This is a genomic window from Bradyrhizobium sp. BR 1433 (genome assembly GCF_051547665.1).
In the GTDB taxonomy this organism is placed as follows: Bacteria; Pseudomonadota; Alphaproteobacteria; order Rhizobiales; family Xanthobacteraceae; genus Bradyrhizobium; species Bradyrhizobium australafricanum.
Map to the genome: position 1 here is coordinate 2330705 of NZ_JBPUGG010000001.1, position 25531 is coordinate 2356235.

The following is a 25531-nucleotide window of genomic DNA, read 5'->3' on the forward strand; positions in this document are numbered from 1 at the left end:
GTGCTGAAAGGCCGCAGCGTCAGATTTGCGGGCCGGACAGCGTCACCTCGCGCTCGGCGCGGAACACGTTGCTATAAAGGTTCGCTATCCATTGGCGACCACTTGCCGTCATGTTCAGGCAGTTGATGGCACCCTGAATGTGCGGCGCAACCATGTTCCAGTAGAATTGCGGATAGCGGTCGACGATATCGGCCGGCGACTCATAGCCGAGCTGGCGGTTGATGCCGACCTCCTCGAACTCGTGATAGAGCGCGTTGGCCTTCCTGATGTAGTTGGGATCGCCGAGCTGACCGATGAAATCGGCCGCCCGGACGATCGACGCCTCATCGTCATATTGCTGGCCTTCGGGCGCCGGAAACCGCGTACCCTCGATGTTGCGCGCGACGCGCTCGCGATCGAGTGGAAGGACGGCCTCGAGCCTGTCGAGCACATACAGCTTCGAGCGGTCGACATGATACGGCATCAGGCCGGCATCCGACGAGCCACGCGGCAGCACCACCTTGTTGCCGGAGGCATCGATGACGTAGCCATCGGGTCCATCGTCTTTCAAAAGACCGCGCACATAGCCGATGTCGTGAGTCAGGCAGGCGATGATGGTGTGGGTGTAATCTTCGGCGGTGACGTGGGTGTGCAGCGCGCGGCCGCGGATGATGTCATGCCCGGCGAGCGTGACCAGCATGGTGTGCTCGACATTGTGGTAGAGCGCGTCGCTGTTGCCGATGCATTCCAGCGCGATGCGCGCGGCGGCAGGCAGGAGTTCGCCGAAGCGCGCCTGCGAAGCGCCGAAGGTGCGGCTGACATGCGTGGCGAGAAACTTCTCCAAAGCACCTGCCGCCAACTCAGGTAACGTCATCATCGATGCAGCCCCCGACCGCGCAACGTTCCTCGCTTGCCCCGATCTCACGCCGTAGTTGGGCAGCGACTATAGCGTATCTACGGGCGTGCGGCTACGCGCTGACGGCCGTGACAATTCGCTCCGGCCGTACTTTCCCGGTCTTGTCGGCTGCGACGCCAGAGCTGCTGATAGTGGCATGAACCCTGCATGATTCGGGTCAGACCGGGTTAACCCCACTGATAAAGGCCGTCATGCTCGTTACGCTCGTCGCCATCCTCTGCAATGCTCAACTCTGCATGGAAAAGGTCGTCACCACCAGTGACCAATCCGGCATCACCATGGGCGCCTGCGCAGTGAATGCGCAGATCGGCATCGCCGATTGGCTCGCCAAGGGGCCGTATCACGAATGGCACCTGCAGAGCTATAAATGCATCATGGGCAAGTACGTACCCAAGAACGAAGTGTGATGTGTGCTCACAGCCTCGGACGGGGCTGACCCGCTTCGACCGGAACAGCCTGCGAAACCACCGCGCAGGCGCCCGCGCCTCGAGTCAAAGTCCAATTTATGGGCTATCACTGTCGTTAACGACGGTGAGACATGAGGTCGCCCTGGAATGCTTGCAACGCCGCTGATTGCCTATGCGCATGTCGGCAAGAGTTTTGACAGTGGTCGCGTGGTGGCGGTCGACGACGTCTCGCTTGACGTGGCCGAGGGTGAATTCCTGGCGATCGTCGGCGGCTCGGGCTCCGGCAAGACGACGCTGCTGAGGCTCGCCAATCGCCTGATCGAAGCCGACCACGGCCGGATAGCGGTCGAGGGTGAGGATGTCAGCCGCATCGACCCGATCCTGCTGCGGCGCCGCATCGGCTATGTCTTCCAGAGCGGTGGGCTGTTTCCGCATCTGTCCGTCGCCGACAACATCGGCATCACGCCATATCTGCTCGGCTGGACGCAGGCGGAAATCTTGGCGCGGGTCGATCAACTGCTCGACCTTGTGCGGCTCGACAACTCACAATATCGCGAGCGTTTGCCGCACGAACTCTCCGGCGGCCAGCGTCAACGCATAGGCGTCGCGCGTGCGCTGGCTGCGAAGCCGCGCATCGTGCTGATGGACGAGCCGTTCGGCGCGCTCGATCCGCTCACCCGCGACGCGCTCGGCGACGATTATCGAACGCTGCACCGCGAGCTCGGCCTGACCACGGTCATGATCACCCACGACATGACCGAGGCGTTGCTGCTGGCCGATCGTGTCGCGGTGATGCGCGGCGGCAGGCTGCTGGCCCAGGGCACGCCGGTGGAGCTCTCGGCCAGCACCGACGGCTATGTCGGCGAACTGATGCGCACGCCGCGGCGGCAGGCTGAACGCCTGGGCGCTTTGCTGCCGCGGGGCGACACGGCATGACTCTATCAGCCGATCCGCGCTGGAGCGAGGCGCTTTCCCATCTGCCCGACTATCTCGGCAATCATGTGCGGGTCAGCGTCGCCGCGCTGGCGCTCGGGCTCCTGATCAGCCTGCCGCTTGCGATCATCGCTCGTAACCGGCCGGTGCTGCGCACGACGTTGCTCGGGCTTGCCAGCATCGTGCAGACCGTGCCCGGTCTCGCGCTGCTCGCATTGTTCTATCCGCTGCTGCTGGCGCTCGCCGCGTTGACCGCGGCGTGGCTCGGCTTCAGCTTCTCCGCCTTCGGCTTCCTGCCCGCCGTGCTGGCGCTCGCGCTCTATTCGATGCTGCCGGTGTTGCGCAACACCATCACCGGCCTGTCGGGGGTCGATCCGGCGGTGCTGGAAGCCGCCCAGGGCGTCGGCATGACGCCGCGGCAATCGCTCACCATGGTCGAGCTGCCGCTGGCGCTTCCGGTGATGATGGCCGGGATCCGCACCGCGGCGGTATGGGTAATCGGCACCGCCACCTTGTCGACGCCGATAGGCCAGACCAGCCTCGGCAACTACATCTTCGCGGGATTGCAGACCCAAAACTGGGTGTTCGTGCTGTTCGGCTGTTTCGCTGCGGCCGTGCTCGCGCTTGTGGTTGACCAATTGCTGGCGCTGATCGAGAACGGCCTGCGCAATCGCAGCCGCATCCGGACGGCACTCGGCGGGCTCGGTATTGCCGCCTTGATCGCGGCGACGGTGGTGCCCGCGATCGCGCGCCCGCATGCGGGCATCGTGGTCGGCGCCAAGACTTTACCGAGCAATATGTGCTGTCGGCGTTGATCGCGCAGCGGCTGCAAGCGGCGGGCCTTCCGGCCACGACCCGCGCCGGCCTCGGCTCCAACGTGATCTTCGACGCGCTCACGGCCGGCGATATCGATGTCTATGTCGACTATTCCGGAACGCTGTGGGCCAACCAGTTCCACCACACCGACATCAAGCCCCGCGCCGAGCTGTTGGGCGAATTGCAGACAACGCTGGCGAAGCAAGACATCACGCTGTTCGGCGAGCTCGGCTTCGAGAATGCCTATACGCTGGTGATGCCGAGGAAGCGCGCCGAAGAGCTCGGCATCCATTCGATCGCCGACCTCGCGTCACGCGCGGCGACGATGTCGATCGCCGGAGACTATGAATTCTTCTCGCGGCCGGAATCGACCGGCATCCAGAAGGCTTATGGGCTGACGTTCCGCGCCCAGCGTCAGATGCAGCCGGATTTCATGTATGCGGCGGTTGCCTCCGGCGAGGTCGACGTGATCGCGGGCTACACCAGCGACGGACTGATCGCGAAATACGATCTTGTCACGCTCGAGGACAACAGGCACGCCATCCCGCCCTATGACGCCATCGTCCTGCTGTCGCCAAAGCGGCGCGACGACGAGGCGCTCAAGGCGGCGCTGCGGCCGCTGCTCGGCAAGATCGATATCGCCGGGATGCGCGAGGCGAATTTGCGCGCGTCGGGCAACGACGCATCATCGTCGCCCGACGCCGTGGCGCGCTGGCTGTGGGGGAAGGTCGGCGGAAAATAGCCTCTCGCCGTCATTGCGAGCGAAGCGCAGCAATCCACCTCTCCGCATGCGAGGAAAGATTGATTGCTTCGTCGCTACGCTCCTCGCAAAGACGACGTCTCACAATCCCTTGATGATCCCCGCGTCGATCAACAGGCGATTGAAGCGGCGTGCTTCTGCGCCGTCCTTGCAGGAATAGAATGCGCCGTTGCAGCGAAGCATGATCGCCTTCTGCTCCTCGAACGACGGGTCGAGCGGAATGCCCGCGGCTTCCTAAATCACCAGCGGCAGATAGGCGGCGTCGATCGTGTCCATCACCGCCGGGCTCTTCACGGGTTCGAAGTTGACGGCGTCGATCGCATAGTAGGTCGCGTAATAACGCGGATCGTAATCCATCAGCTTCTTGCCGATGCCGGCCTCGTCGAGATCGGGATCGAGCAGCTGCGGCGAGAATTCCGGCTGATGATCGCCGTAACGCACGATCAGGAAAGGCTGCGCCGGAAACTTCTTCTTCAGCGCCGCGACGAAGCCGGCATAGTCGCCAGCGCTCATCGCCTGCCGGCGCAGATATTCGTCGACCGCGGGCGTATTGCCCGGCCGCTTCCACGACGGCAGCAACTCGGGACGGAATTTGGTTTCCCAGGGGAAATGATTGGCGGCGAGATAGACGAAGGTGAACAGCGGCGTGCCTGACGTCTTCTGCTCGGCCATCAGCTTCAGCGCCTTGTCGTAGAAGAAGCTGTCGGGCTCGACATCCTTCGCATGCAGGTCATGCGCGTCGTAGAAGCGCTGGATGCCGGTCGTGGTCTGGAAGTTGCGCGCGCTCATGAAGGCGCCGAATGCGGGATAGAGCGAGAGCGTGTCGTAGCCGCAGCGGCGCAGCGCCAACGGCAGGCCGCGCTCCACGCGCCCCGATGCGATGCGGGTGACGAAATAGGAGAACCGGCCGAACGAGCGCGAGGACAATCCCGCAAGCACGTTGTACTCGGTGAACCAGCTCGGCCCGCCATTGCTCTCGGCAAGGAATTTGCGCGCGACGCCGTCGTAGGACTTGAACTGGCTGCCATAGCCCGGCGGCACCTTGACGCCGGAGGCGGCGCGGATGTCGAAACTCGATTCATCATGGATCATGATGATGTTCGGCCGCCGCCCGGCGGGATGACAGGCATCGACGAGGGGCATCTTGAGCTGATCGCTCGCGGTCGGATCCGACTCCATAAAGCCGTAGGCGACGAAATCGGACACGGCCGTGACGCCGGAGCGCGCGAACTTCGAGAGGTAGCCGTCGTCGTAATAGCCGCGCCAGGCTTCATCCGGCCAGGCGAAGGCATAACCCGAGAGCGCCGCGGTGCAGGCGAGGCAGGCCGCCGCAGCCGGCAGCCGGCGAATGCGGAACGGATCGAGCCACCACAGCGCGTACATCAGGGGCAGCGTGACGAGGCCGGCGCCGATGATCGACCAGCGCAGGCTCGGGAAGATCGTCAGCAGGAACGCCGCGGTGTCGCGGTCGATCACCATCAGGTCGACGAAGTTCGCGGTCATCTGCACCACGTCGTGCTTGAAGCGCGACAGCAGCACCAAGACCACGACCAGTGTCAGCGACAGCGCGCCCGACAGCGCCGGCCGGCGCAGCAGCGCGATGAACAGGAAGTTCAGGATTCCCCAGGTGAGCAGGAAGCAAAGCCGCGAGCCGAAATCGGTCTCGGTGCGCAGCATCAGGATCAGCGCGCCGAAATGCGGTGCCGCGACCGCCATCAACCGCCAGATGCCAAGCGCGGCAAGACCGCCGGCCAGTGCGGCAACGGAGGAGTTCTGCTGAGGCGCGGGCGCCATGGGCGGGACGCAATACAACCCGGCGCAATGCCACCGCCTTGACTGGCAACGGCCAGGAGGCACGCGGCACAGCCGGTGTCTGGGCCGCGTCACAAAACCGTAATTGAATCGTCATGAACGCGCAATGAATTTGCCTGCCCAGGCCTGGCCGCGGCAAGCAGCGCGCGTGCCTTAAACTTTGGCAGCCCGCGCGGCGTGGCTCGCGATACCCGCAATGAAGAGATCGACGATGTCGGCAGCCATCTGCTCGACCTCCGCATCGCCGACACCCCAGCGCGGCAAATGACCGTCGATATGCATCCGGGCGAAGCCATAGACCAGCGCGCGACCGGCGATCTGGACCTGCCTGAGGTCGCGCGTCCCGAGTTGGCCAACTGATAATGCCTCCGCCAGCGTGCGCTCGGTCAGGCCGATCAACTCGGCATTGTCGCCGGAGACGGCCGCCGAGCGGTCGTGGTCGAAGAAGCGGCGGCTGGAGATGATCTCGAAATGGGTCGGGTTCTTCATCGCCCAGCGCAGATAGGCGATCCCGAGATGGCGGAAGCGGCCGAGCGGATCACCTGACGGCGCCTCGGCCAACGCCGCCTCGATCTCAGCGCGAAAGCGGCGTTGCGCCTCCTCCGCCACCGCATTCATCAGCGCGTCCCGGCTCGGGAAATGCCGGAACGGCGCGCCCGGCGAGACCCCGGCCCGGCGCGCGGCCTCGCGCACGCTGACCGCCTCCGGGCCGCCCTCGCCGACCAGTTGCATGGCGGCATCGATGAGGACCCGGCGGAGGTCGCCGTGGTGGTACGGCCTCGCCGCCTGCGCCCGCGTCGCGGCCGGACGCGGCTTGGCGGGCCGGCGGCCGGTGGGCGGGCTTTTGGCGGGGCGGCGCATGGCGCACCTCTAGCATCACCCGCTTGTGAATGTAAGCGATGATTACACAGATTGACCGCGCGCGGGGCCGAAATGTAACTGGTGATTACATAAAACGGGAGGCGGATATGGCGACGCGTCGCAACTGGTTCGAGGGCTGGCGGCTGTTTGGCCTGCTCACCCTCACCTTGATCGGACTTTCGATCTGGATCGCCGCGATGCGGCAGTTCGAGGTCGAGGGCGTGCGGATGGTGATCCGTTTCACGGCGCGGACCTCGCTCTTGTTCTTCTGCCTCGCCTTCTCGGCGGCGGCGCTGGCGCGGCTGTGGCCGAACGCCTGGACGCACTGGCAGCGCCGCAACCGCCGTTATTTGGGCGTCACCTTCGCGGCCTCGCACGCCATCCATGCGGTCGCGATCGCCGCCTTCGCGATGCTCGATCCGCCCGGCTTTGCGGCCGCGACCTCGATCGTCTCCTACGTCTTCGGCGGTATCGGCTATCTCGCCATCATCGCGCTGACCGCGACTTCGTTCGATCGCACGGCTGCACTGCTCGGCCCGCGCGCCTGGCGCAGGCTGCATCTGATCGGCGGCTATTATCTGCTGCTGCAGTTCATGGTCTCGTTCGGCAAGCGGATTCCCGAGATGCCGCTCTACGCGCTATTCCTCGTGCCACTCGCTGCGGTGTTCGCGCTCAGGATGATCAGCATGGCCGGCCGGCCCGCGCCACGTCAGGCGCAGGCGAGCTAAGATCGGGCCACCTTACACCAGGTGAAACTTGCGGCCGAGCTGGCGATGAACCGATAGCACCGCGCGGTCGACGTCGCTGATCAGGCTGTCGCCGAGCACGACGTTCGGAATCTCCCAGTTGCGTCCGATCTGCGCATCGGGCAGCCCGGCGATCGCCGGCACGCGCGCGGTCTCACAGCCGGGCTGGGCGCGCAACGCCTCATCCGCAAGCTGGGTCAATTCGTCCTGGCTCTTTCCATCAGTCATGACCTCGGTCCTGACTCCGGAAGATGGCTCACTGATGGCCAAGATTCTCCAGTTCCTTAGCGCGGGCTTCGGTCATGCTGCGCATGCCTGTTCGATCGATCTTGTCGTCGCAGCATACGTGAGTGCCGCCGCGATGCATCCCGTCCACCGCCGGCCGCGCCGCGGCTGGCCTTCCCGGTCCGCGCAGGATATTTCATATGCAGGAGGGGACCATGCGTAGCGCCGTGATGCCTGCGATCATTCTGGGCGTGGTCGGCCTGCTGGTCGGCGGGCTGTTTCGCTACGCCTTCGACGAGTCCGACGAGGCTTCCGTCGCGAACTATCTGCGCAGCGCCCTCGAAGGCGCCACCATCACCCTGATCGTCTGGGGCATGCATCTCTATCTGACCGCGCGCGGCGGCTGGTTGCGGCGGCTGCCACTTGTTGTCGAGCTCGTCGTACGCGCAGTCCTCCTCGCCGTCATCGTCGCGGTCGCCGCGATTGTGCTGGAGATTGTCCTGTACGGCCATGGGCCGGAGGCGAAGTGGATTCGCGAAACCTTTCTGAAGATCATTGGCGTCGGCCTGCTGCTGTCGATCCCGATCACGACGATCTACGAGCTGGTCCGGATGATCGGCGGGCACACGCTGCTCAGCATCGTGCTCGGACGCTATCGGCAGCCGGTGCGCGAGGAGCGCGTGCTGCTGTTTCTCGACCTGGTCGGCTCGACGACGCTAGCGGAATCGATGGGCGAGCTGCGCGTGCAGGAATTGCTGACGCGCTTCTTCTTCGACATCGACGAGCCGATCGTGTCGCACGGCGGCGAAGTCCACGCCTATGTCGGCGACGAAGTGATCGTGACCTGGCCGGCCAATGCCGACGGGCGATCGCGGCGGTATCTCGATTGCGTGTTCGCGATCGAGGATCGCCTCGCCAAGCGGGCCGATCAATATCGCAAGGAGTTCGGCGTGGTGCCCGCGTTTAGGGCCGGGATGCATGCCGGTCCGGTCGTCATCGCGGAATGCGGGGACTCGCGGCGACAGATCGCCTATTTCGGCGACACCGTGAACGTCACGGCGCGGCTGCAGGCGCATTGCAAGGAGGCCGGCCGGCCGCTGCTGGTATCGGGCGACCTGCTCCGCCTGCTGCCGCCGGACCGGGACTTAGTCGTCGAGCCGCTCGGCTCGACGCAATTGCGCGGACGAGCAGCGTCGATCGACATCTTTTCCGTCGCGCGGCGCCTATCGTCCTAAACGATCTCTTAAAATGCACCGGCATCAGCTTCCGCTGAGCCGAAAGCGCGCATTGAATCGAGTCCGGTCGCAGCCTGTTAAGGATGCGATGCACACCGTATTTGCACCGGGTTCCACCTTAACGCAGGTGTAAGACCGCGCCCCGCATGGTGTGCAGACAGGTGTCATTCAACAAAAACAAGGTTGCCCATCGATGGCGCAACAGGCGTCACAATCGATTATTGCCGAACTCGAGGATGCGGTCCGGGACGGGACATCGGCCAAGCGTGTGCAGACGCTGCGGCAGGTCACCGATCTGTTCCTGAACGACGGCGACCGCCTCAACGATGAACAGGTCAAGGTGTTCGACGACGTGCTCTGCCTCTTGGTCGCGCGCGTCGAGACCCGTGCGCGGGCCGAGCTCAGCAAGCGGCTCGCCCCGCTCGACTATGCGCCGTTCGAGGTGATTCAGCACCTCGCCTGGGACGACGACATCAGCGTCGCCGGCGACGTGCTGACCCACTCCAGCCGCCTTTCGAACGACGCCCTGCGCGAGATCGCGAGCAGCAAGGGCCAGGACCACCTGTTCGCGATCTCCGCGCGGGAAAACCTGCCGCCTTCCGTCACCGACGTGATCATCGACCGCGGCGAGGACAAGGTGATCCGGCGTCTCGCCAAGAACGCCGGCGCGCAGTTCTCCGACAACGGCTATTCCAGCATCGTCGCCCGCGCCGAAGGCGACGACGAGCTGGTCGAGATCCTCGGGCTGCGCATCGACATTCCGGCCAAGCTGCTGCGCGACCTGCTGCAGCGCGCCAAGGATACGGTGCGCGCCCGCCTGCTCTCGATCGCGTCGCCCAGGGCGCGCGAGGAGATCAGCCAGGTGCTGAACGACATCGCCCAAGAAGAGGCCGCGGCGCCGCGCCGCAACTACGGCATCGCCGAAGAGCTGGTCAAGCTGATGAAGCAGTTGAACGAGCTCGACGATGCGGCCGTCTACAAATTCGCCGAAGAGGGCAAGCTCGACGAGGTCACGGTCGCGCTCGCCGTGCTCAACGACATGCCGATCGCGATGATCGAACGGCTGATGCTCGGCCTTCGCTCCGACCTGATCCTGATCCCGTGCCGCTCGGCGCGGCTCAACTGGCCGACGGTCGAAAGCATCCTGCGCAAGCGGCCGCTGCCGCTGCCGCTCGACAATGCGACGCTCGAGATCGCGCAGCGCGATTACCGCCGGCTCTCGCTGGAAACCGCGCAGCGCACGGTGCGGTTCTGGCAGCTGCACAACAGGATCGAGAAGCAGCCGATGGCGGCCGGCTAGGCCTCCGCGCCTCTGCGACAAAGAAAAGGGTGGGCAACGCGCCCACCCTTTTTCATCACAGCGTCATTCCGGGGCGCCTCGAAGAGGCGGACCCGGAATGTCGAGATTCCGGGCTCGGTCCTGCGGACCGCCCCGGAATGACAGGCCTCGCCTGTCAGTTCTTGCTCTTGTCGACGAGCGCGCCCTTCTTGATCCAGGGCATCATGTCGCGCAGCTTGGCGCCGACTTCCTCGATCGGGTGTGCGGCGAGCTTGGCGCGGGTGGCCTTGAACGAGGTCTGGTTGACCTTGTTCTCCAGCATCCAGTCGCGGGCGAACTTGCCGCCCTGGATGTCGGCCAGCACGCGCTTCATTTCGGCCTTGGTCTCGGCCGTGACGATGCGCGGACCGGTGACGTACTCGCCGTATTCGGCGGTGTTGGAGATCGAGTAGTTCATGTTGGCGATGCCGCCTTCATAGATCAGGTCGACGATCAGCTTCACTTCATGCAGGCACTCGAAATAGGCCATCTCGGGCGCGTAGCCGGCCTCGACCAGGGTTTCGTAGCCGCCCTTGATCAACTCGACCAGGCCGCCGCAGAGCACCACCTGCTCGCCGAACAGGTCGGTCTCGCACTCTTCCTTGAAGGTGGTCTCGATGATGCCGGCGCGGCCGCCGCCGATCGCCGAGGCATAGCTGAGCCCGAGGTCATGGGCGTTGCCCGACGAATCCTTGGCGATCGCGATCAGGCAAGGCACGCCGCCGCCACGCTGGTATTCCGAGCGCACGGTGTGGCCGGGGCCCTTCGGCGCGATCATCAGCACGTCGAGGTCGGCGCGCGGATCGAGCAGGTTGAAGTGCACGTTGAGGCCGTGGGCGAACACGAGCGCCGCGCCCTTCTTCATGTTGTCGTGCAGGTGCTCGCGATAGATGTCGCCCTGCAGCTCGTCCGGGGTCAGCATCATGACGAGGTCGGCCCACTTGGCGGCTTCGGCGACTTCCATCACCTTGAAGCCGGCGTTCTCGGCCTTCTTGGCCGAGGCCGAACCCTTGCGCAGCGCAATCGCCACTTCCTTGACGCCTGAATCCTTCAGGTTCAGCGCGTGGGCGTGGCCCTGGCTGCCGTAGCCGACGATGGCGACCTTCTTGCCCTTGATCAGGTTCAGGTCGGCATCGCGATCGTAGTAAACTCGCATCGTGGTTTCCTCGTTTGAAGGGGGCCAAAATCGGCCGATGAATCAGGCTTTCGGAAGGTCAGAACCGCCGGGCGCCCGCGAATTTCCGGCGTTGTCTAGAGCATTTTCCCCCTCAGGGGAAACCCTCATCTCGCATGGCGCGGTGCGGCATCATGCGTCCATGAAGACCGGGTAGAGCGAGGCCAGCAGCAGGATGGCCATCACCACATTGAAGGCGCGGATCGCCCGGGGCGAGGTCAGGATCGGCCGCAGGGCGGTCCCGAACAGCGCCCAGACGACGCAGGACACCGTGCCCAGGATCAGGCTCAGGCCGACCTGGATCGCGATGTTCCAGGGAAAGGCGGCAATTGCCGCATAGGCCGTGATGGTGCCGATCACCATCACCCAGCCCTTGGCATTGATCCACTGGAACATGGCGGCGCCCCAGAACGTCATCGGGCCGCGGCCGCCCCTGTCGTCCTTGTCCGCCGAGGGCGGCTCGGCCATGGCGATGACGGCGGCGAGATAGATCAGGTAAGCGACGCCGCCATATTTCAGAATCGTCTGCAGCACCGGATAGGCGATGAAGACGGTCCCAGCCCGACGCCGACCGCGCCGACCATGAAGGCGAAGCCGACCGTGATGCCGGCGATGTGGGGCACTGTACGGCGGAAGCCGTAGGTCAGCCCCGACGACAGCAGCATGATGTTGTTGGGGCCCGGCGTGAAGAACATCACGACAGCGAACACGACAAAGGCGAACAGCAGCGAATTCGACATGGTGCCCTCACGCGACTTTCGGCAGAGCTTTTGGCCGCTTCGACAGCAGCATCACGGCGATGCCGGCGATCACGGTGACCATGCCGGCCAGCCGCAGCGGCCCGAATGTCTCGCCGAACACGATGCTCGACGCGGCGGAGCCGACGAACGGCACCCGCAGCGCAAACGGCACCACCTGCGCCGCCGGATAATCCCGCAGCAGCCGGCCCCACAGCCAATAGGCGATGCTGGTCGAGATGCCGCCGAGGCAGAGCATGCAGACGAGCCCGGTCAGCGACATGTGGGTCAGCGCATGCCAGGTCGGCTGCGGCCCGTTGGTGATCAAGGTCAGCACTGCAAGCGGTACCGCGGCGGACAGGCACAGCCAGGCGAACAGATCGAACATCGGCGCGCCGTTCGCCTGCCGCAGCAGAAGGTTGCCGATCGCGAAGCTGATCGGGCAGATCATGATGATCGCGAACGCGGCGACGCTGAAGTCGTAACCGACCGTCCCGCAGATCATCAGCAAGCCGAGCGCGGCGATCGCGATGCCGATTGCCTGGCTCCGCGTCGGGATTTCCCCGAAGGCCAGGGCAGCGAAGGCAATGGTGAACAGCGCCTGGCTTTGCACGATCACGCTGGAAAGCCCGACCGGAACGCCATGCGCGATCGCAAAGGCCTGTGCGAGGAACTGGCCGAGGAACAGCGTTGAGCTAATCGCGATCAGAAGCGGCCAGGATACGCCGGGCTTGCGCAGGAACAGGCACGGCAGCGCGGCGATGGCGAAGCGCAGCGTCGTCATCAGCTCCGGCGAGAACTCATCGAGCGCGATCCGGCTTGCGACGAACGCAAGCCCCCAGATCACCGCGACCATGACGGCGATGCCAACATCGGCCGGGTTCATTGTTGTTCTTCTTTTGCTTCCGTTTCGGTCGGGATCTAGATCTGTTCGTCGGGCTTCGGTTTGCGCAGCAGATAGGTGCCGTGCAGCGGCGCGTGGTAATCAACGGAGACCAGCGTGAAACCGGTCTCGGTCAGCATGCGCTCCATCACCCAGCCGAAGGTCGAGTATTCGTCGCGCATATGGGTGATCACGCTTTCGCGCTCGAAACCGTGATTCTTGATCGAGAAGTCGGCCCAACCTTCGACATCGCGATCGACACCGTCGGGCATGCCGACGAACACCATGTCGCGCAGGTAGAAGTTCGCGCCGGGCTTCAACGCGTTGAAGATTCGCGACAGCGCCACTGCCTTCCAGAAGTCCGGCAGATGGTGCAGCGTGAACTCGCTGACGATGAGGTCGTAGGAATTCGGTTGGTAGGCGAACGACAGCAGGCCGGCCGGCTGGGTCCGGATCTTCGCCTTGCGGTCGCGCGCATAGATCTCGGCAAGCCCGATCATCGCCGGCGAGATGTCGATGGCGTCGACCTCGGCGCCCATCAACGCCGCCTCGGTGGCCAGCACGCCGTTGCCACAGCCGATATCGGCGATCCGCCAGCCCGGCTTGACGCCGAGCATGATCAGCGCCTGGCGGGCACGGACATCGCTGTCCTCGCTGACGTCATAGATCGAGGCCACCGCGGTATCGAGACCGACCTGCCGCCGTTGCGTGTAGTACCAGTCGCGCGCCAACATGCCTCACATCCCTTCCGGCCCGCGCGTGATCGCGGCCACCCCGGTTCGTGACACTTCGACCAGGCCCAGCGGACGCATCAGGTCGATGAACTGACTGATCTTGGACGAATTGCCCGTGATCTCGAACACGAAGCTCTCGGTCGTGGCGTCGATCACCCGGGCGCGGAACGCGTCCGCCAGCCGCAGCGCCTCGACGCGGTGATCGCCACCGCCCCGCACCTTGACCATCGCGAGCTCGCGCTCGATCGAGCTGCCGGTCAGCGTCATGTCGACGACGCGGTAGACCGGGATCATGCGGTCGAGCTGATGCTTGATCTGCTGGATCACCATCGGCGTGCCGGTGGTGACGATCGTGATCCGCGAGAGATGTTTCTGGCTCTCGGTCTCCGAGACGGTGAGACTCTCGATGTTGTAGCCGCGGCCGGAGAACAGGCCGATCACGCGCGCGAGCACGCCGGGCTCGTTCTGCACGAGCACGGACAAAGTGTGCGTCTCGTTGGGATCGTGACGCTCTTCGAGGAAGTAGGCGGATGCGGGCTGGTTCATGGTCGTCCCCTTACATTCTGTTCACGCCACCGCCCGCTCGGCGGCCGGCGCAGCATCCGTTCCGATCCAGGTCCGGAACAGATCGAAATCGATATTGCCGCCGCTCAGGATCAGGCCGACCCGCTTGCCGGCGAGCCTGCTCCTTTCCTGCAGCGCGGCCGCGAGCGCCGCCGCGCCCGCGCCCTCGGCGAGATTGTGGGTATCGGTCCAGTAGGCGCGGATCGCCTGCCCGACCTCGTCGTCGCTGACCTGCACGATGCGCGAGGCGCCCTTGCGGATCAGCGCGAACGCATCCGCGTCCGGAATCCGCGTCGCCATGCCGTCGGCAAGGGTGTGGCTGGTCTCGGTGGTGACGATCTTTCCGGCCGCAAACGACAGCGCATAGGACGGCGCCTCGGTCGACTGCACGCCGACGATCTCGGTCTTGAGCCCAAGCAGATCGCGCGCCATGATGCAGCCGCAGATGCCGGAGCCCTGCCCGATCGGCACATAGAGAATGTCGAGATCGGGCGCGGTACGGAACAGCTCGAGCGCGTAGGTCGCGACACCCAGCACGAGGTCCGGATGGAACGACGGCACCATGTGCAGGCCGGCGAATTGGGCGCGGCGCTCGGCCTCTTCGCGCGCGGCTTGGAAGTCGTCGCCGTGCTCGACGAGCTCGGCCCCGAACGCATGCATAGCGCGGTTCTTCTCGACCGAGTTGCCGCGCGGCACGTAGATTGTCGCCGGCACGCCGTGACGCCCGGCAGCAAACGCCAGGCTCTGGCCGTGATTGCCACGCGTCGCCGAGATGATGCCGGGCACGTCGGCGCGCTCGCGCTTCAGCCGTTCGAGATAGACCAGGCCGCCGCGCACCTTGAAGGCGCCGGTCGGCGTGTGGTTCTCATGCTTGACCACGACCTCGGTACCGAGCCGCTCGGCCAGCAGCGGCCAGGCGTGCGCCGGCGTCGCCGGCACTGCGGTGCCGACGATCCGGTGCGCGCGCTCGAGCTCGTTGAGGTCAAACATGGGAGCCGCCCTCCATCCGAGCGCGTGATAAGTTCTCTCTCCCGCTCTTTGCGGGGAGAGGGTTGGGGTGAGGGGCTGCTTCCAGAGCAATGGTGAGAGACGGACTCGCGGAACTCCCCCTCACCCGGATTGCGCTTGCGCGCAATCCGACCTCTCCCGCAAGCGGGGCGAGATGAAAAGAGAGTGCTCCACGCCGATCCATCATCACACCAGCGCCTTGCCACCGGAGAAGGCCTTCGCCGTGGCCTCATCGGTCGCCTCTTCCGGCAGCAGCATCTCGTTATGCGCCTTGCCCGACGGGATCATCGGGAAGCAATTCTCCAGCGCGGCGACGCGGCAATCGAACAGCACCGGGCGCTTGATCGAGATCATCTCCTTGATCGCGCCGTCGAGATCGGACGGCTTGGTCGCCTGCAGCCCGACGCAGCCATAAGCGTCGGCGAGCTTGACGAAGTCCGGCAGCGCCTCGGAGTACGAATGCGACAGGCGGTTGCCGTGCAGCAGCTGCTGCCATTGCCGCACCATGCCCATGTACTGGTTGTTCAGGATGAAGATCTTGATCGGCAGCTCGAACTGGACCGCCGTCGACATCTCCTGGATCGTCATCTGCACCGAGGCGTCGCCGGCGATGTCGATCACCAGGCTGTCCGGATGCGCCACCTGCACGCCGACCGCGGCCGGCAGGCCGTAGCCCATGGTGCCGAGACCGCCCGAGGTCATCCAGCGATGCGGCTCCTCGAAGCCGAAGAACTGCGCGGCCCACATCTGGTGCTGACCGACCTCGGTCGTGATGTAGGTGTCCTTGCCGCGGGTCAGCTCGAACAGGCGCTGGATCGCGTATTGCGGCAGGATGATATCGTGGTTCTTGCGGTAGGACAGCGAGTTGCGCGCGCGCCATTGCGCGATCTGCTGCCACCACGACTTGATGTCCGGCTTCTTGGCTTCCGCCTTGAACACCTGCAGCAAATCGCCGAGCACGTTGCCGGCGTCGCCGATGATCGGCACGTCGACGCGGATGTTCTTGTTGATCGAGGACGGGTCGATGTCGATGTGGATCTTCTTCGAGCCCGGCGAGAACGCGTCGGTACGGCCGGTGATGCGGTCGTCAAAGCGCGCGCCGACGCACAGCATGACGTCGCAATCATGCATCGTCATGTTGGCTTCGTAGGTGCCGTGCATGCCCAGCATGCCGAGCCAGTTCGGGCCCGAAGCGGGATAGGCGCCCAGCCCCATCAGGGTCGAGGTGATCGGGAAGCCGGTCGCCTCCACCAGCTGGCGCAGCAGTTTCGAGGCCTCGGGACCCGAATTGATCACGCCGCCGCCGGAATAGATCACCGGCCGCTTTGCGTTGGCGAGCAGCGCCACCGCCTTGCGGATCTGGGTCGCATCGCCCTTGACGCGCGGCGTGTAGGAGACGTGCACGTCCGACTTGCGCGGCGGATGGTAGGTGCCGGTCGCGAACTGCACGTCCTTCGGCACGTCGACCACGACCGGGCCGGGCCGGCCGGTGGTGGCGACATAGAAGGCCTCGTGCAGCACCCTGGCAAGGTCGTTGACGTCGCGGACCAGCCAATTGTGCTTGGTGGCGGGCCGCGTGATGCCGACCGTGTCGCACTCCTGGAAGGCGTCGTTGCCGATCAGGTGGGTCGGCACCTGGCCGGTGATGCAGACCAGCGGGATCGAATCCATCAGCGCGTCGGTCAGCGGCGTCACCATGTTGGTGGCGCCGGGGCCCGACGTCACCAGCACCACGCCGGGCTTGCCGGTCGAGCGCGCATAGCCTTCCGCGGCATGGCCGGCGCCCTGCTCGTGACGGACCAGGATGTGCTCGACCTCGCTCTGCTGGAAGATCTCGTCGTAGATCGGAAGCACCGCACCGCCGGGATAGCCGAAGACATGCTGCACGCCGTGATCGATGAGCGCGCGCACGATCATCGCGGCGCCGGTCATCTGATTGGGATCGTGGCTCTTGTCGGTCATGGTTCGCTCCGGATGCGCTTGTTTTTGCGCGGCTTTTGTCAGTTCTCGTCAGTTCGGCTTCGGGCAATAAAAAGGGGCCCCAGAGGCCCCATGCACACCGCCCGAATTTGGATGGCCGCTAGCCATCCCCGGCGGTGTGCCTGGGTACGACGGCGATAAGCAGTTTGGTAATAATGTTGCGCACGAGACGACCCAGTCTTCCCAAAGGTTGCGCGAACATAGCGGCCAAAGCCTGAATGTCAAGGCAAGGCAAGCACTTTCGCGATTTCCGCACTCTACCGGGGTTCCGCTCGTTCGGCGAGTGTTTTTGCGCAGGCGAACGCGCATGGCTGACGGGCGTGCGGGACCGCCGGCCCGGTAGCCCGGATGGAGCGCAGCGCAATCCGGGGACCGGCCCTGCGCAGAGGCTGTCCCGGATTGCGCTTCGCTCCATCCGGGCTACGGGACTTGCTCTCGCAGCCACTTGCCGGCCGCATCCGGCTCGACCCAGGCGAATTCAGGGAGCTGGTGGCGAAACCAGGTGAACTGGCGCTTCGCATAATGGCGGGTGTCGGCGCGGCCGATCTCGGCCGCCTCCTCGCGGCTGATCTCTCCCCTCAGGTGCCAGATCAGCGCCGGCACCCCATGGGCCTTCATCGCCGGCAGCAACGGATCGAGCCCACGCGCCGCCAGCGCCGCGACCTCGTCGAGCGCGCCGGTATCGAGCATGACACCGAACCGGGCGTCGATCCGTGCATAGAGCGTCTCACGCGCCGGCGCGAGAAACAGCGCATGAAAATCGCCCGGCGGCAGCAGTGGCGGCAGGCCCTCGCGATGCCAGTCCGGCAGTGGGCGGCCGGTGGCCTCGACGACCTCGAGCGCGCGCGCGATGCGGGTGCGGTCGCGCGGCTTCAGCCGCTCGGCCGACACCGGATCGCGCGCTGCAAGCTCGGAATGCAGTGCCTCGACGCCGAGCTGCTCGAGCCGTGCGCGCACGCCGTCGCGCACATCGGCCGGGATCGGCGGCACCGCCGACAAGCCGCGCGTCAGCGCCTTGAAATAGAGGCCCGAGCCGCCGATGAAGATCGGCAGCCGTCCCTGCGCACGCGCCTCGCCGAGCACCTTCGCCGCATCGGCCACCCAGGCGCCAGCGGAGAAATTCACGCCGGCGTCGACATGGCCATAGAGCCGGTGCGGAACCAGCGCCTCTTCGCCTGCGGTCGGCCGCGCGGTGATGATCCGGAGGTCACGATAGACCTGCATGGAGTCGGTGTTGATCACGACCCCGCCGGTCCGCTGCGCGAGTTCGAGCGCCAGCGCCGACTTGCCGCTGGCGGTCGGCCCTGCGATAAGCACTGCCTTGTTCAACAATCCCGAATGCGCCTGCATGTCCCTCGTTGCCACGCTGATCTGCAATCCTGCAAGCCCCGCGCTCGACTCCACTATCGTCGACGGTGCGCGGGCCGTGCTGCCCTCACCTGGCCCGGCGCAGTGGTTGTTCAACGAAGTCGCCGCCGACATTCCGTTCGAAGGCGAGGACAGCAGCAGGGACGGTATCAAGACAATCGAGGAACGCCTTCGCCAGGCCCGCGGCGACCTGCCGATCGACATTGTCGTGCAGCCTCGGATCGCCCGGCGCAAGAAGCTTTTTCTGGCCGACATGGATTCCACCATGATCGGCCAGGAGTGCATCGACGAGCTCGCCGACTTCGCCGGGCTCAAGGCCCATGTCGCTGCGATCACCGAGCGTGCGATGCGCGGCGAGATCGAGTTCGAGTCCGCGCTGCGCGAGCGGGTGGCGCTGCTCAAGGGACTGCCGGTCAGCGTGGTCGACGAGGTGCTCGACAAGCGCATCACGCTGACGCCGGGCAGCCGCGAACTGGTCATGACCATGCGCGCGCACGGCGCCTATACCTGCCTGATCTCGGGCGGCTTCACCTTGTTCACCAAGGTGGTCGCGGCGAAGGTCGGCTTTCAGGAAAACCGCGCCAACCAGTTGCAGGTCGTGGACGGCAAGCTGACCGGTGAGGTGGTCGAGCCGATCCTCGGCCGCGCCACCAAGCTCGCCACCTTGATCGAGCTCACCGAGTCCTTCGATCTCGACGAGATCGACACCCTGGTGGTGGGCGACGGCGCCAACGATCTCGGCATGATCCAGGCTGCGGGCCTCGGCGTAGCCTATCACGCCAAGCCGGCGGTCGCGGCCGCGGCCGCGGTCCGGATCGACCACGGCGATCTCACCGCGCTGCTGTACGCGCAGGGCTACCGGCGGGATGAGTTCGTGGCGGGATAGCAAACCGTCATTCCGGGGCGATGCGAAGCATCGAACCCGGAATCTCGAGATTCCGGGTTCGGTCCTGCGGACCGCCGCGGAATGACGTATGTGAATGTTACTGCACGCCCAGCGCTACGAAGCGCAGCTCGCCGTCGCCGTTCGAGACCAGCAGCAGCACCGACTTCTTGCCGTCCTTCTTGAGTTGATCGACGCGCTTCTTGATGTCAGCGGCGCTCGACACCGCCTCCTGCGCCACTTCGACGATGACATCGCCCGCCGACAGCCGCTTCTCGGCGGCATCGGAATTGCCGTCGACGCCGGTGACGACGACGCCCTTCACGCTGTCCTTGATCTTGTACTTGGTGCGCAGGTCCTTGCTCAGCGCCGCGAGGTCGAGACCGAGCGCCTTCTGGGTCACCGGCTTCTCGGCGGTGTCGTCCTTCGACTTGGCGTTGACCTGCTGAACCTTCTCGTTGTCCTCGAGCCGGCCGAGCGTGACCTTGCGGGTCTCCTCATTGCCCTTGCGGATGACGACGACATCGACCTCCTTGCCGACCGCCGTGTCGGCAACAATGCGCGACAGATCCTTGGGGTCCTTGACGTCCTTGCCGTCGAACTTGACGACGACGTCGCCGGGTTCGATGCCCGCCGGCTTGGCCGGCCCCTTGTCGTCGACGCCGGCAACCAGCGCGCCGCGCGCCGGCTTGATGTTGAGGCTGTCGGCGATCTCGTCGGTGACCTGCTGGATGCGCACGCCGAGCCAGCCGCGGCGCAGCTCGCCGAATTTCTGCAGCTGGTCGACCACGCCGGCCACGGTCTTCGACGGCACGGCGAAGCCGAGGCCGATCGAACCGCCGGTCGGCGAGATGATCAGCGTGTTGACGCCGATCACCTCGCCATCGAGGTTGAACAGCGGACCGCCGGAATTGCCGCGGTTGATGGCGGCGTCGGTCTGGATGTAGCTGTCATACGGGCCCTGGCTGATGTCACGGTTCTTGGCCGAGACGATGCCCGCGGTCACCGTGCCGCCGAGGCTGAACGGGTTGCCGATCGCGACCACCCAGTCGCCGAGCCGGATCTTGTCGCTGTCGCCGAACTTGACCGCGGTGAGCGGCTTCGGCGGCTTGAATTTCAGGACCGCGAGGTCGGTCTTCTTGTCGACGCCGACCAGCTCGGCCTTGATCTTGGTGCCGTCGTTGAGAATGACGTTGATCTCGTCGGCGTCGGCGATGACGTGGTTGTTGGTGACGACGATGCCCGCGGTGTCGACGATGAAGCCCGAGCCGAGCGAGTTGGTCTTGCGCGGCTGGAACTCACCGCTCTTGTCGCCGCCCTTGCCAGGCGGCCCGCGGCGGTTCTTGAAGAAGTCGTCGAAGAACTCCTCGAACGGCGAGCCCGGCGGCAGCTGCGGCATCGTCCGGTCTTTGGCCTCGACGGTCTGCGACGTCGAGATGTTGACGACGGCGTCGATTACCTTCTCGGCGATGTCGGCGATGCCTTCAGGACCGCGTGCGAACGCCGGCACGGAGCTCAGCATGCTCGCAGCACCGATCGAGATCGCGGCTCCCATCATGCGGAAGCGACGGCTCAGGGCTGGTCTGGCAGCGGTCATGTCGGAGTTTCTCCAGGCAAACGGGTTCAAATGAGCTAGTTACAGAGTGCGCCCGAACAGGCATACGGCGCAAGCATCTCACCCGGGCATTTCGGCGAAAAACCGGCTGCGAGAGGCTCACGATATGTTCAGTCTTGCCTGTCATTCCGGGGCAGCCCGACAAGGCTGAACCCCCGGGCACAATTGCGCGCCTTTGGGAATCTCGAGGTTCCCCATGCGCAATCGCGCATTGGCGGTCATGCTTCGCATGCTCCGGAGCGGCGACTATCTTCGCACCACCCAGATCAGGACAAGCCCGGCGACCGCCGAGCCGATACCGACGATGCGCAGGATGTTGTCGGGTGTCGCCAGCGCGCTCTTCATCGCCCGGCGCATCCAGGCGGGGCTTGCCGCGAACAGAATGCCTTCGAGCACGAACAGGATTCCCAACCCGATGAGGAAGTCGCCGAACGCTATGGACTTCATCGGATGGCAGCCTCCCGCTCGATGCTTGTCGTTTTTGGTCGGCGGCGAAGCGTCATCCGCATCGCCGCCAAGTCCTGATGTTCAAGTCGTGACGTTACTGCTTCGGCGCGGCGGCCGCCTCAGGCAACTTGCCGCCTGCACCGCCGAAGTATCTGAAGAATTCCGAGTCCGGCCGCAACAGGAAACGCGTGTCGCTGGAACGCAGGCCGTTCTCATAGGCCGTCATCGAGCGATAGAACGCGAAGAAGTCCTTGTCCTTGCCATAGGCTTCGGCGAACAGGCGGTTGCGCTCGGCGTCACCCGCACCGCGGGTCTGGTCCGCGGCCGAGTTCGCCTCGGCGACGATCACGGTCGCTTCGCGGTCGGCCTTCGAGCGGATTTCCTGCGCCTTCTGGTCGCCCTGGGCACGGAACTCGGCCGCCTCGCGCTCACGTTCGGTCTTCATCCGGTTGTAGACGGCCTGGCTGTTCTGCTCCGGCAGGTCGGCACGGCGAATGCGGACGTCGACGACCTCGATGCCGTATCCGTCCGCTTCCCTGTCGAGCTGCTCGCGAATCCGCTGCATCAGCTTCTCGCGATCGTCACGCACCACGGTGATGAAGTTGACCTCGCCGAGCACGCGGCGCAGCGCTGCGTTCAGCAGCGTGGTCAGCTGCAGATTGGCGGCCTGGATCGAGCCGACGCTGGTGTAGTAGCGCAATGCATTCTTGATGCGATAGCGCGCGAAGGCGTCCACCACGAGCCGCTTCTGGTCGGAGGCGATCACCTCCTGCGACGGGTTTTCCAGATCGAGGATGCGCTTGTCGACGTTGATCACCGAATTCCACGGCGCCTTGAAGTGCAGGCCGGGCTCGGTGACGATGTCGACCGGCTCGCCGAACCGCAGGACGATGGTCTGCTCGGTCTGCTGCACGGCGAACACCGAGCTGTAGCCGACGGCGAGCACAATGAAGAGGATGATCAGGGACACAATGCCGGTAACGGGAGACCTCATCGGGTGGCTCCCTGCTGCTGGCCGGTCGTGGCCGGTGCCGCCGGACGCCGCGGCGTCAGTTCGCCGAGCGGAAGGTAGGGCACGATGTTCTGGCCCGGGCCGCCGTCGTAAACCAGCTTCTCGGAGCCGCCGAGCACTTTTTCCATGGTCTCCAGATAGATGCGCTCGCGCGTCACGTCGGGTGCCTTCTTGTACTCTTCATAGACTTTCAGGAAGCGTGCGCTCTGGCCCTTGGCGTCGGCGACCGCCTGCTCCTTGTAGCCTTCGGCGGCCTGGAGGATCTGCGCGGAACGACCGCGCGCTTCCGGTACGATCCGGTTGGCGTAGGTCTGTGCCTCGTTCTGCTTGCGCTCGAGGTCGGCGCGCGCCGCCTGCACGTCGCGGAATGCGTCGATCACCTGCGCCGGCGGATCGACCTTCTGCATCTGCACCTGCGTGATCTGGATGCCCGCGTTGTAGGTATCGAGCGTCCTCTGCATCAGCTCCTGGACGCTCTGCTCGGTGACGTTGCGCGCCCCGGTCAGGATCGGCTGGATCTGCGAGCGGCCGATCACCTCACGCATCGCGCTTTCGGCAACCGCCTTCACGGTGCCTTCGGGATTCTGGATATTGAACAGATAGGCGCCGGCCCCACCCGGCTTGATGCGCCACAGCACCGTGAAGTCGACGTCGACGATGTTCTCGTCGCCGGTCAGCATCAGGCTCTCTTCCGGCACGTCGCGCATGGTGCGGCCGCGGCGAGCGGGATCGTCGATCAGCGTCATGCCGATCGAGATCGTGTTGACGCGCAGCGCTTTCGGCAGCAGCACTGTCTCAATCGGATATGGCAGGTGATAGCGCAGGCCCGGCTGCGCATCGCGGACATACTTGCCGAAGCGCAGCACGACGCCGAGCTCTTCGGACTGCACGCGGAAGATGCCGGTCGCGAACCAGATCGCCAGCGCGGCGACCAGCACCAGCGCGACGCCCATGCCGCTGAAATGCCCGCCGGGCAGCCACTGCTGCAGGCGGTCCTGGCCGCGCCGCAGCAGATCCTCAAGATCCGGCGGCCTTGGCCCGGCTGACTGCGGACCGGTGCCCCATGGCCCTTTCGGACCCGAGCCCCAGGGCCCCCCGCCTTGATTTTTCCACGGCATCAAACATCTCCTCGGCAAGTCCGGACGGGACGCCCGGCCTCGAATGTCCGGCCCGGTTATAGGGGACCGCTAGGGCCCTTACAACGCAAGCTTCCTGGCCGGACGAGCTATGCGCCGGGGCATAATTGTCAATGCAAACATTGGTTAACCCGGGCCGCGCCGACGATATGTCACATAGGAGAAGTCGGCACTGTCGTCCGGGCCTGCCGGATTTCGCACGCGCGCCACCTCGTCCCACAGCTGCGCATCGATTTTGTCGAACCGCGTGTCGCCGTCCGGCCGGGCATGGACCTCGGTGATCTCAAGGCGATCGGCGGTGCCCATCCATTGCGCGTAGATTTCCGCGCCACCGATGATTGCAATCTCAGTGGCGAAACGCCGCAGCGCGTCACCAAGCGCAATGGCGCGGGCGTTGTCAAACGACGTCGTGACGATGGCGCCGCGCGCGCGGTAGTTGGGATCGCGCGTTACCACGATGTTGGTGCGGCCCGGCAGCGGCCTGCGCAGGGACTCAAAGGTCTTGCGCCCCATCACGACGGGCTTGTTGAGCGTGATCGCCTTGAAACGCTGCTGGTCGGATTTCAGCCGCCATGGAATGGCGTTGTCGCTCCCGATCACGCCGTTCTCGGCGACCGCTACGACGAGCACGATCTCCATCAGCGCGCCCCTTCCGCGAGAGCCGACAGCGCCTCGCCGGAGACGCGGCAAATCGTCCATTCGTTCATCAGCTCGGCGCCGAGCGACTTGTAGAACGCGATCGACGGCGCGTTCCAGTCGAGCACCGCCCATTGCAGGCGCGACCAGCCATTGCCGAGGCATTCCTTCGCCAGATGCACCAAGAGCGCCTTGCCGATGCCCTTGCCGCGCAGCGCCGGACGCACGAAGAGGTCTTCGAGATAGATGCCGTGACGGCCGGCGAAGGTCGAGAAATTGACGAACCAGACCGCGAAGCCGGCAGGCTCGCCATTCCATTCCGCGATGTCGCAATAAAGCCGCGGATTGGCGCCGAACAGCGCGTCAGCGATGTCGGCCTCGCTGGCGTGAACCTCATGCAGAAGCTTTTCGTATTCGGCGAGTTCGCGGACCAGCGAGAACACCAGTCCGGCCTCATCGGGCCGCGCGCGGCGGATCGTCAGAGACATTCAATCCCTCGGACCGCAACTCATACCGCGACCTCGGCCTTGATGTGCGGATGCGGGTCGTAACCTTCGAGTTTGAAGTCCTCGTAACGGAACGCGAAGATATCGTTCACGTCCGGATTGATCGCCATCGTCGGCAACGGCCGCGTCAGCCGCGTCAACTGCAGGCGCGCCTGCTCGAGATGGTTCGAGTAGAGGTGCGCGTCGCCGAGCGAGTGCACGAAATCGCCGGGCTTCAGCCCGGTCACCTGCGCGACCATCATGGTCAGCAGCGCATAGGAGGCGATATTGAAGGGTACGCCGAGGAAGACGTCGCCCGAGCGCTGATAGAGCTGACAGGACAATTTGCCGTTCGCGACATAGAACTGGAACAGGCAATGGCACGGCGGCAGCGCCATCTTGTCGACCTCGGCCGGATTCCAGGCGCTGACGATCAGCCGCCGCGAATCCGGATTGCGCTTGATCATCTCGACCACGCCAGCGATCTGGTCGATGCTACGGCCATCCGGCGCGGGCCACGACCGCCATTGCGAGCCGTACACCGGACCGAGGTCGCCGTTGGCGTCGGCCCATTCGTCCCAGATCGTGACGCCGTTGTCGTTGAGATATTTGATGTTGGTGTCGCCGGCGAGGAACCAGAGCAGCTCGTGCACGATCGCCTTCAGCGGCAGCCGCTTGGTGGTCAGCATCGGGAAGCCGGCCGCGAGGTTGAAACGCATCTGATGACCGAAGATCGACAGCGTCCCGGTGCCGGTGCGGTCGTGCTTCTCGGCACCGTCGGCGAGGATGCGTTCGAGCAGGTCGTGATACTGGTTCATGGCGTCTGTTTCGGGCTTTCGAGAGAACGACCAATCTAGCGGC

General features: G+C 65.1%; 23 protein-coding genes and 3 pseudogenes. 7 read left to right on the forward strand and 19 right to left on the reverse strand.

The window, feature by feature from the left end; genetic code table 11:
• Positions 1–19: 19 nt before the first annotated feature.
• The gene (locus tag ACSKB9_RS11770) at positions 20–856 is read right to left on the reverse strand and encodes a metal-dependent phosphohydrolase (protein WP_438073306.1); all 837 of its coding nucleotides are present in this window, start codon (positions 854–856) and stop codon (positions 20–22) included.
• Positions 857–1086: 230 nt separating this feature from the next.
• Between ACSKB9_RS11770 and ACSKB9_RS11775 the strand changes: the two genes are divergently transcribed.
• From ACSKB9_RS11775 to ACSKB9_RS11785, 3 genes and pseudogenes are all read left to right on the forward strand, one after another.
• The gene (locus ACSKB9_RS11775; protein WP_016844293.1) at positions 1087–1302 is read left to right on the forward strand and encodes a hypothetical protein; all 216 of its coding nucleotides are present in this window, start codon (positions 1087–1089) and stop codon (positions 1300–1302) included.
• Between the two features lie 147 nt (positions 1303–1449).
• On the forward strand, positions 1450–2238 hold the full coding sequence (locus ACSKB9_RS11780; protein WP_438073308.1) for an ATP-binding cassette domain-containing protein: 789 nt from the start codon (positions 1450–1452) through the stop codon (positions 2236–2238).
• A pseudogene (locus ACSKB9_RS11785) lies at positions 2235–3793 on the forward strand (ABC transporter permease/substrate-binding protein). The gene ACSKB9_RS11780 and the pseudogene ACSKB9_RS11785 overlap by 4 nt, the downstream one beginning before the upstream one ends.
• A gap of 99 nt (positions 3794–3892) precedes the next feature.
• Here ACSKB9_RS11785 and ACSKB9_RS11790 read toward each other — a convergent pair.
• Positions 3893–5605 (reverse strand): annotated as a pseudogene (locus tag ACSKB9_RS11790) (sulfatase-like hydrolase/transferase).
• Positions 5606–5776: 171 nt separating this feature from the next.
• A complete protein-coding gene (locus ACSKB9_RS11795) occupies positions 5777–6484 on the reverse strand; it encodes a TetR/AcrR family transcriptional regulator (protein WP_438073310.1) in 708 nt (235 codons plus the stop codon).
• Positions 6485–6591: 107 nt separating this feature from the next.
• Between ACSKB9_RS11795 and ACSKB9_RS11800 the strand changes: the two genes are divergently transcribed.
• On the forward strand, positions 6592–7212 hold the full coding sequence (locus ACSKB9_RS11800) for a hypothetical protein (RefSeq protein ID WP_438073312.1): 621 nt from the start codon (positions 6592–6594) through the stop codon (positions 7210–7212).
• Positions 7213–7224: 12 nt separating this feature from the next.
• Here the strand turns inward: ACSKB9_RS11800 and ACSKB9_RS11805 are convergent, their stop codons facing one another.
• The gene (locus ACSKB9_RS11805) at positions 7225–7458 is read right to left on the reverse strand and encodes a hypothetical protein (protein ID WP_168857163.1); all 234 of its coding nucleotides are present in this window, start codon (positions 7456–7458) and stop codon (positions 7225–7227) included.
• Positions 7459–7670: 212 nt separating this feature from the next.
• Between ACSKB9_RS11805 and ACSKB9_RS11810 the strand changes: the two genes are divergently transcribed.
• Both ACSKB9_RS11810 and ACSKB9_RS11815 read left to right on the forward strand, forming a co-directional pair.
• On the forward strand, positions 7671–8690 hold the full coding sequence (locus tag ACSKB9_RS11810) for an adenylate/guanylate cyclase domain-containing protein (protein ID WP_438073314.1): 1020 nt from the start codon (positions 7671–7673) through the stop codon (positions 8688–8690).
• 193 nt (positions 8691–8883) lie between these two features.
• On the forward strand, positions 8884–9990 hold the full coding sequence (locus tag ACSKB9_RS11815) for a DUF2336 domain-containing protein (RefSeq protein ID WP_076824268.1): 1107 nt from the start codon (positions 8884–8886) through the stop codon (positions 9988–9990).
• A 154-nt stretch (positions 9991–10144) separates the two neighbouring features.
• On the opposite strand, the gene ilvC is transcribed toward ACSKB9_RS11815, so the two are convergent.
• The 8 genes and pseudogenes from ilvC to miaA all read right to left on the reverse strand — a co-directional run bounded on the left by ilvC (position 10145) and on the right by miaA (position 18438).
• Positions 10145–11164, reverse strand: a complete 1020-nt coding sequence (gene ilvC / locus ACSKB9_RS11820) for a ketol-acid reductoisomerase (RefSeq protein WP_018272993.1) — start codon at positions 11162–11164, stop codon at positions 10145–10147.
• A 150-nt stretch (positions 11165–11314) separates the two neighbouring features.
• A pseudogene (locus ACSKB9_RS11825) lies at positions 11315–11922 on the reverse strand (LysE family translocator).
• A gap of 7 nt (positions 11923–11929) precedes the next feature.
• Entirely contained in the window at positions 11930–12805 is an 876-nt protein-coding gene (locus tag ACSKB9_RS11830) for an EamA family transporter (protein ID WP_438073317.1), read from the reverse strand.
• A gap of 35 nt (positions 12806–12840) precedes the next feature.
• Positions 12841–13536 (reverse strand): class I SAM-dependent methyltransferase, encoded by a 696-nt coding sequence (locus tag ACSKB9_RS11835; protein ID WP_438073319.1) that lies wholly within the window; start codon positions 13534–13536, stop codon positions 12841–12843.
• Between the two features lie 3 nt (positions 13537–13539).
• Entirely contained in the window at positions 13540–14082 is a 543-nt protein-coding gene (ilvN, locus tag ACSKB9_RS11840) for an acetolactate synthase small subunit (RefSeq protein ID WP_016841057.1), read from the reverse strand.
• A 21-nt stretch (positions 14083–14103) separates the two neighbouring features.
• Positions 14104–15090: a threonine dehydratase gene (locus ACSKB9_RS11845; protein ID WP_438073322.1), complete on the reverse strand. Its 987-nt coding sequence runs from the start codon at positions 15088–15090 to the stop codon at positions 14104–14106.
• A 204-nt stretch (positions 15091–15294) separates the two neighbouring features.
• Positions 15295–17070, reverse strand: a complete 1776-nt coding sequence (locus tag ACSKB9_RS11850) for an acetolactate synthase 3 large subunit (RefSeq protein ID WP_438073324.1) — start codon at positions 17068–17070, stop codon at positions 15295–15297.
• A 438-nt stretch (positions 17071–17508) separates the two neighbouring features.
• On the reverse strand, positions 17509–18438 hold the full coding sequence (gene miaA / locus ACSKB9_RS11855; protein ID WP_438080168.1) for a tRNA (adenosine(37)-N6)-dimethylallyltransferase MiaA: 930 nt from the start codon (positions 18436–18438) through the stop codon (positions 17509–17511).
• Between miaA and serB the strand changes: the two genes are divergently transcribed.
• The gene (serB, locus tag ACSKB9_RS11860; RefSeq protein ID WP_438073326.1) at positions 18437–19342 is read left to right on the forward strand and encodes a phosphoserine phosphatase SerB; all 906 of its coding nucleotides are present in this window, start codon (positions 18437–18439) and stop codon (positions 19340–19342) included. The genes miaA and serB overlap by 2 nt on opposite strands.
• A gap of 97 nt (positions 19343–19439) precedes the next feature.
• On the opposite strand, the gene ACSKB9_RS11865 is transcribed toward serB, so the two are convergent.
• From ACSKB9_RS11865 to ACSKB9_RS11895, 7 genes are all read right to left on the reverse strand, one after another.
• A complete protein-coding gene (locus ACSKB9_RS11865) occupies positions 19440–20936 on the reverse strand; it encodes a Do family serine endopeptidase (RefSeq protein WP_168857168.1) in 1497 nt (498 codons plus the stop codon).
• Positions 20937–21200: 264 nt separating this feature from the next.
• A complete protein-coding gene (locus tag ACSKB9_RS11870) occupies positions 21201–21401 on the reverse strand; it encodes a DUF2065 domain-containing protein (protein WP_028332483.1) in 201 nt (66 codons plus the stop codon).
• Positions 21402–21495: 94 nt separating this feature from the next.
• Positions 21496–22395 carry a protease modulator HflC gene (gene hflC, locus ACSKB9_RS11875; RefSeq protein ID WP_076824258.1) on the reverse strand — a complete coding sequence of 300 codons (900 nt, stop codon included), beginning with the start codon at positions 22393–22395 and terminating at the stop codon, positions 21496–21498.
• Positions 22392–23531 (reverse strand): FtsH protease activity modulator HflK, encoded by a 1140-nt coding sequence (gene hflK, locus ACSKB9_RS11880; protein WP_028342342.1) that lies wholly within the window; start codon positions 23529–23531, stop codon positions 22392–22394. The genes hflC and hflK overlap by 4 nt, the downstream gene beginning before the upstream one ends.
• Before the next feature lie 144 nt (positions 23532–23675).
• A complete protein-coding gene (locus ACSKB9_RS11885; protein ID WP_076824257.1) occupies positions 23676–24188 on the reverse strand; it encodes a dihydrofolate reductase in 513 nt (170 codons plus the stop codon).
• Positions 24188–24673 carry an N-acetyltransferase family protein gene (locus ACSKB9_RS11890; RefSeq protein ID WP_438073329.1) on the reverse strand — a complete coding sequence of 162 codons (486 nt, stop codon included), beginning with the start codon at positions 24671–24673 and terminating at the stop codon, positions 24188–24190. Before ACSKB9_RS11890 ends, ACSKB9_RS11885 begins: the two co-directional genes overlap by 1 nt.
• A 20-nt stretch (positions 24674–24693) precedes the next feature.
• Entirely contained in the window at positions 24694–25488 is a 795-nt protein-coding gene (locus ACSKB9_RS11895) for a thymidylate synthase (RefSeq protein WP_438073331.1), read from the reverse strand.
• Positions 25489–25531 lie beyond the last annotated feature (43 nt).

Bases quoted from the DNA above. Each gene is read 5' to 3' on its own strand.
- ACSKB9_RS11845 (WP_438073322.1), bottom strand. From the start codon at position 15,090: ATGTTTGACCTCAACGAGCTCGAGCGCGCGCACCGGATCGTCGGCACC.
- serB (WP_438073326.1), top strand. From the start codon at position 18,437: ATGTCCCTCGTTGCCACGCTGATCTGCAATCCTGCAAGCCCCGCGCTC.
- ACSKB9_RS11805 (WP_168857163.1), bottom strand. From the start codon at position 7,458: ATGACTGATGGAAAGAGCCAGGACGAATTGACCCAGCTTGCGGATGAG.
- ACSKB9_RS11830 (WP_438073317.1), bottom strand. From the start codon at position 12,805: ATGAACCCGGCCGATGTTGGCATCGCCGTCATGGTCGCGGTGATCTGG.
- ilvN (WP_016841057.1), bottom strand. From the start codon at position 14,082: ATGAACCAGCCCGCATCCGCCTACTTCCTCGAAGAGCGTCACGATCCC.
- ACSKB9_RS11870 (WP_028332483.1), bottom strand. From the start codon at position 21,401: ATGAAGTCCATAGCGTTCGGCGACTTCCTCATCGGGTTGGGAATCCTG.
- ACSKB9_RS11815 (WP_076824268.1), top strand. From the start codon at position 8,884: ATGGCGCAACAGGCGTCACAATCGATTATTGCCGAACTCGAGGATGCG.
- ACSKB9_RS11770 (WP_438073306.1), bottom strand. From the start codon at position 856: ATGATGACGTTACCTGAGTTGGCGGCAGGTGCTTTGGAGAAGTTTCTC.
- ilvC (WP_018272993.1), bottom strand. From the start codon at position 11,164: ATGCGAGTTTACTACGATCGCGATGCCGACCTGAACCTGATCAAGGGC.
- ACSKB9_RS11780 (WP_438073308.1), top strand. From the start codon at position 1,450: ATGCTTGCAACGCCGCTGATTGCCTATGCGCATGTCGGCAAGAGTTTT.
- ACSKB9_RS11885 (WP_076824257.1), bottom strand. From the start codon at position 24,188: ATGGAGATCGTGCTCGTCGTAGCGGTCGCCGAGAACGGCGTGATCGGG.
- ACSKB9_RS11800 (WP_438073312.1), top strand. From the start codon at position 6,592: ATGGCGACGCGTCGCAACTGGTTCGAGGGCTGGCGGCTGTTTGGCCTG.
- ACSKB9_RS11795 (WP_438073310.1), bottom strand. From the start codon at position 6,484: ATGCGCCGCCCCGCCAAAAGCCCGCCCACCGGCCGCCGGCCCGCCAAG.
- ACSKB9_RS11835 (WP_438073319.1), bottom strand. From the start codon at position 13,536: ATGTTGGCGCGCGACTGGTACTACACGCAACGGCGGCAGGTCGGTCTC.
- ACSKB9_RS11895 (WP_438073331.1), bottom strand. From the start codon at position 25,488: ATGAACCAGTATCACGACCTGCTCGAACGCATCCTCGCCGACGGTGCC.
- ACSKB9_RS11810 (WP_438073314.1), top strand. From the start codon at position 7,671: ATGCGTAGCGCCGTGATGCCTGCGATCATTCTGGGCGTGGTCGGCCTG.
- ACSKB9_RS11865 (WP_168857168.1), bottom strand. From the start codon at position 20,936: ATGACCGCTGCCAGACCAGCCCTGAGCCGTCGCTTCCGCATGATGGGA.
- hflK (WP_028342342.1), bottom strand. From the start codon at position 23,531: ATGCCGTGGAAAAATCAAGGCGGGGGGCCCTGGGGCTCGGGTCCGAAA.
- ACSKB9_RS11775 (WP_016844293.1), top strand. From the start codon at position 1,087: ATGCTCGTTACGCTCGTCGCCATCCTCTGCAATGCTCAACTCTGCATG.
- hflC (WP_076824258.1), bottom strand. From the start codon at position 22,395: ATGAGGTCTCCCGTTACCGGCATTGTGTCCCTGATCATCCTCTTCATT.
- ACSKB9_RS11850 (WP_438073324.1), bottom strand. From the start codon at position 17,070: ATGACCGACAAGAGCCACGATCCCAATCAGATGACCGGCGCCGCGATG.
- ACSKB9_RS11890 (WP_438073329.1), bottom strand. From the start codon at position 24,673: ATGTCTCTGACGATCCGCCGCGCGCGGCCCGATGAGGCCGGACTGGTG.
- miaA (WP_438080168.1), bottom strand. From the start codon at position 18,438: ATGCAGGCGCATTCGGGATTGTTGAACAAGGCAGTGCTTATCGCAGGG.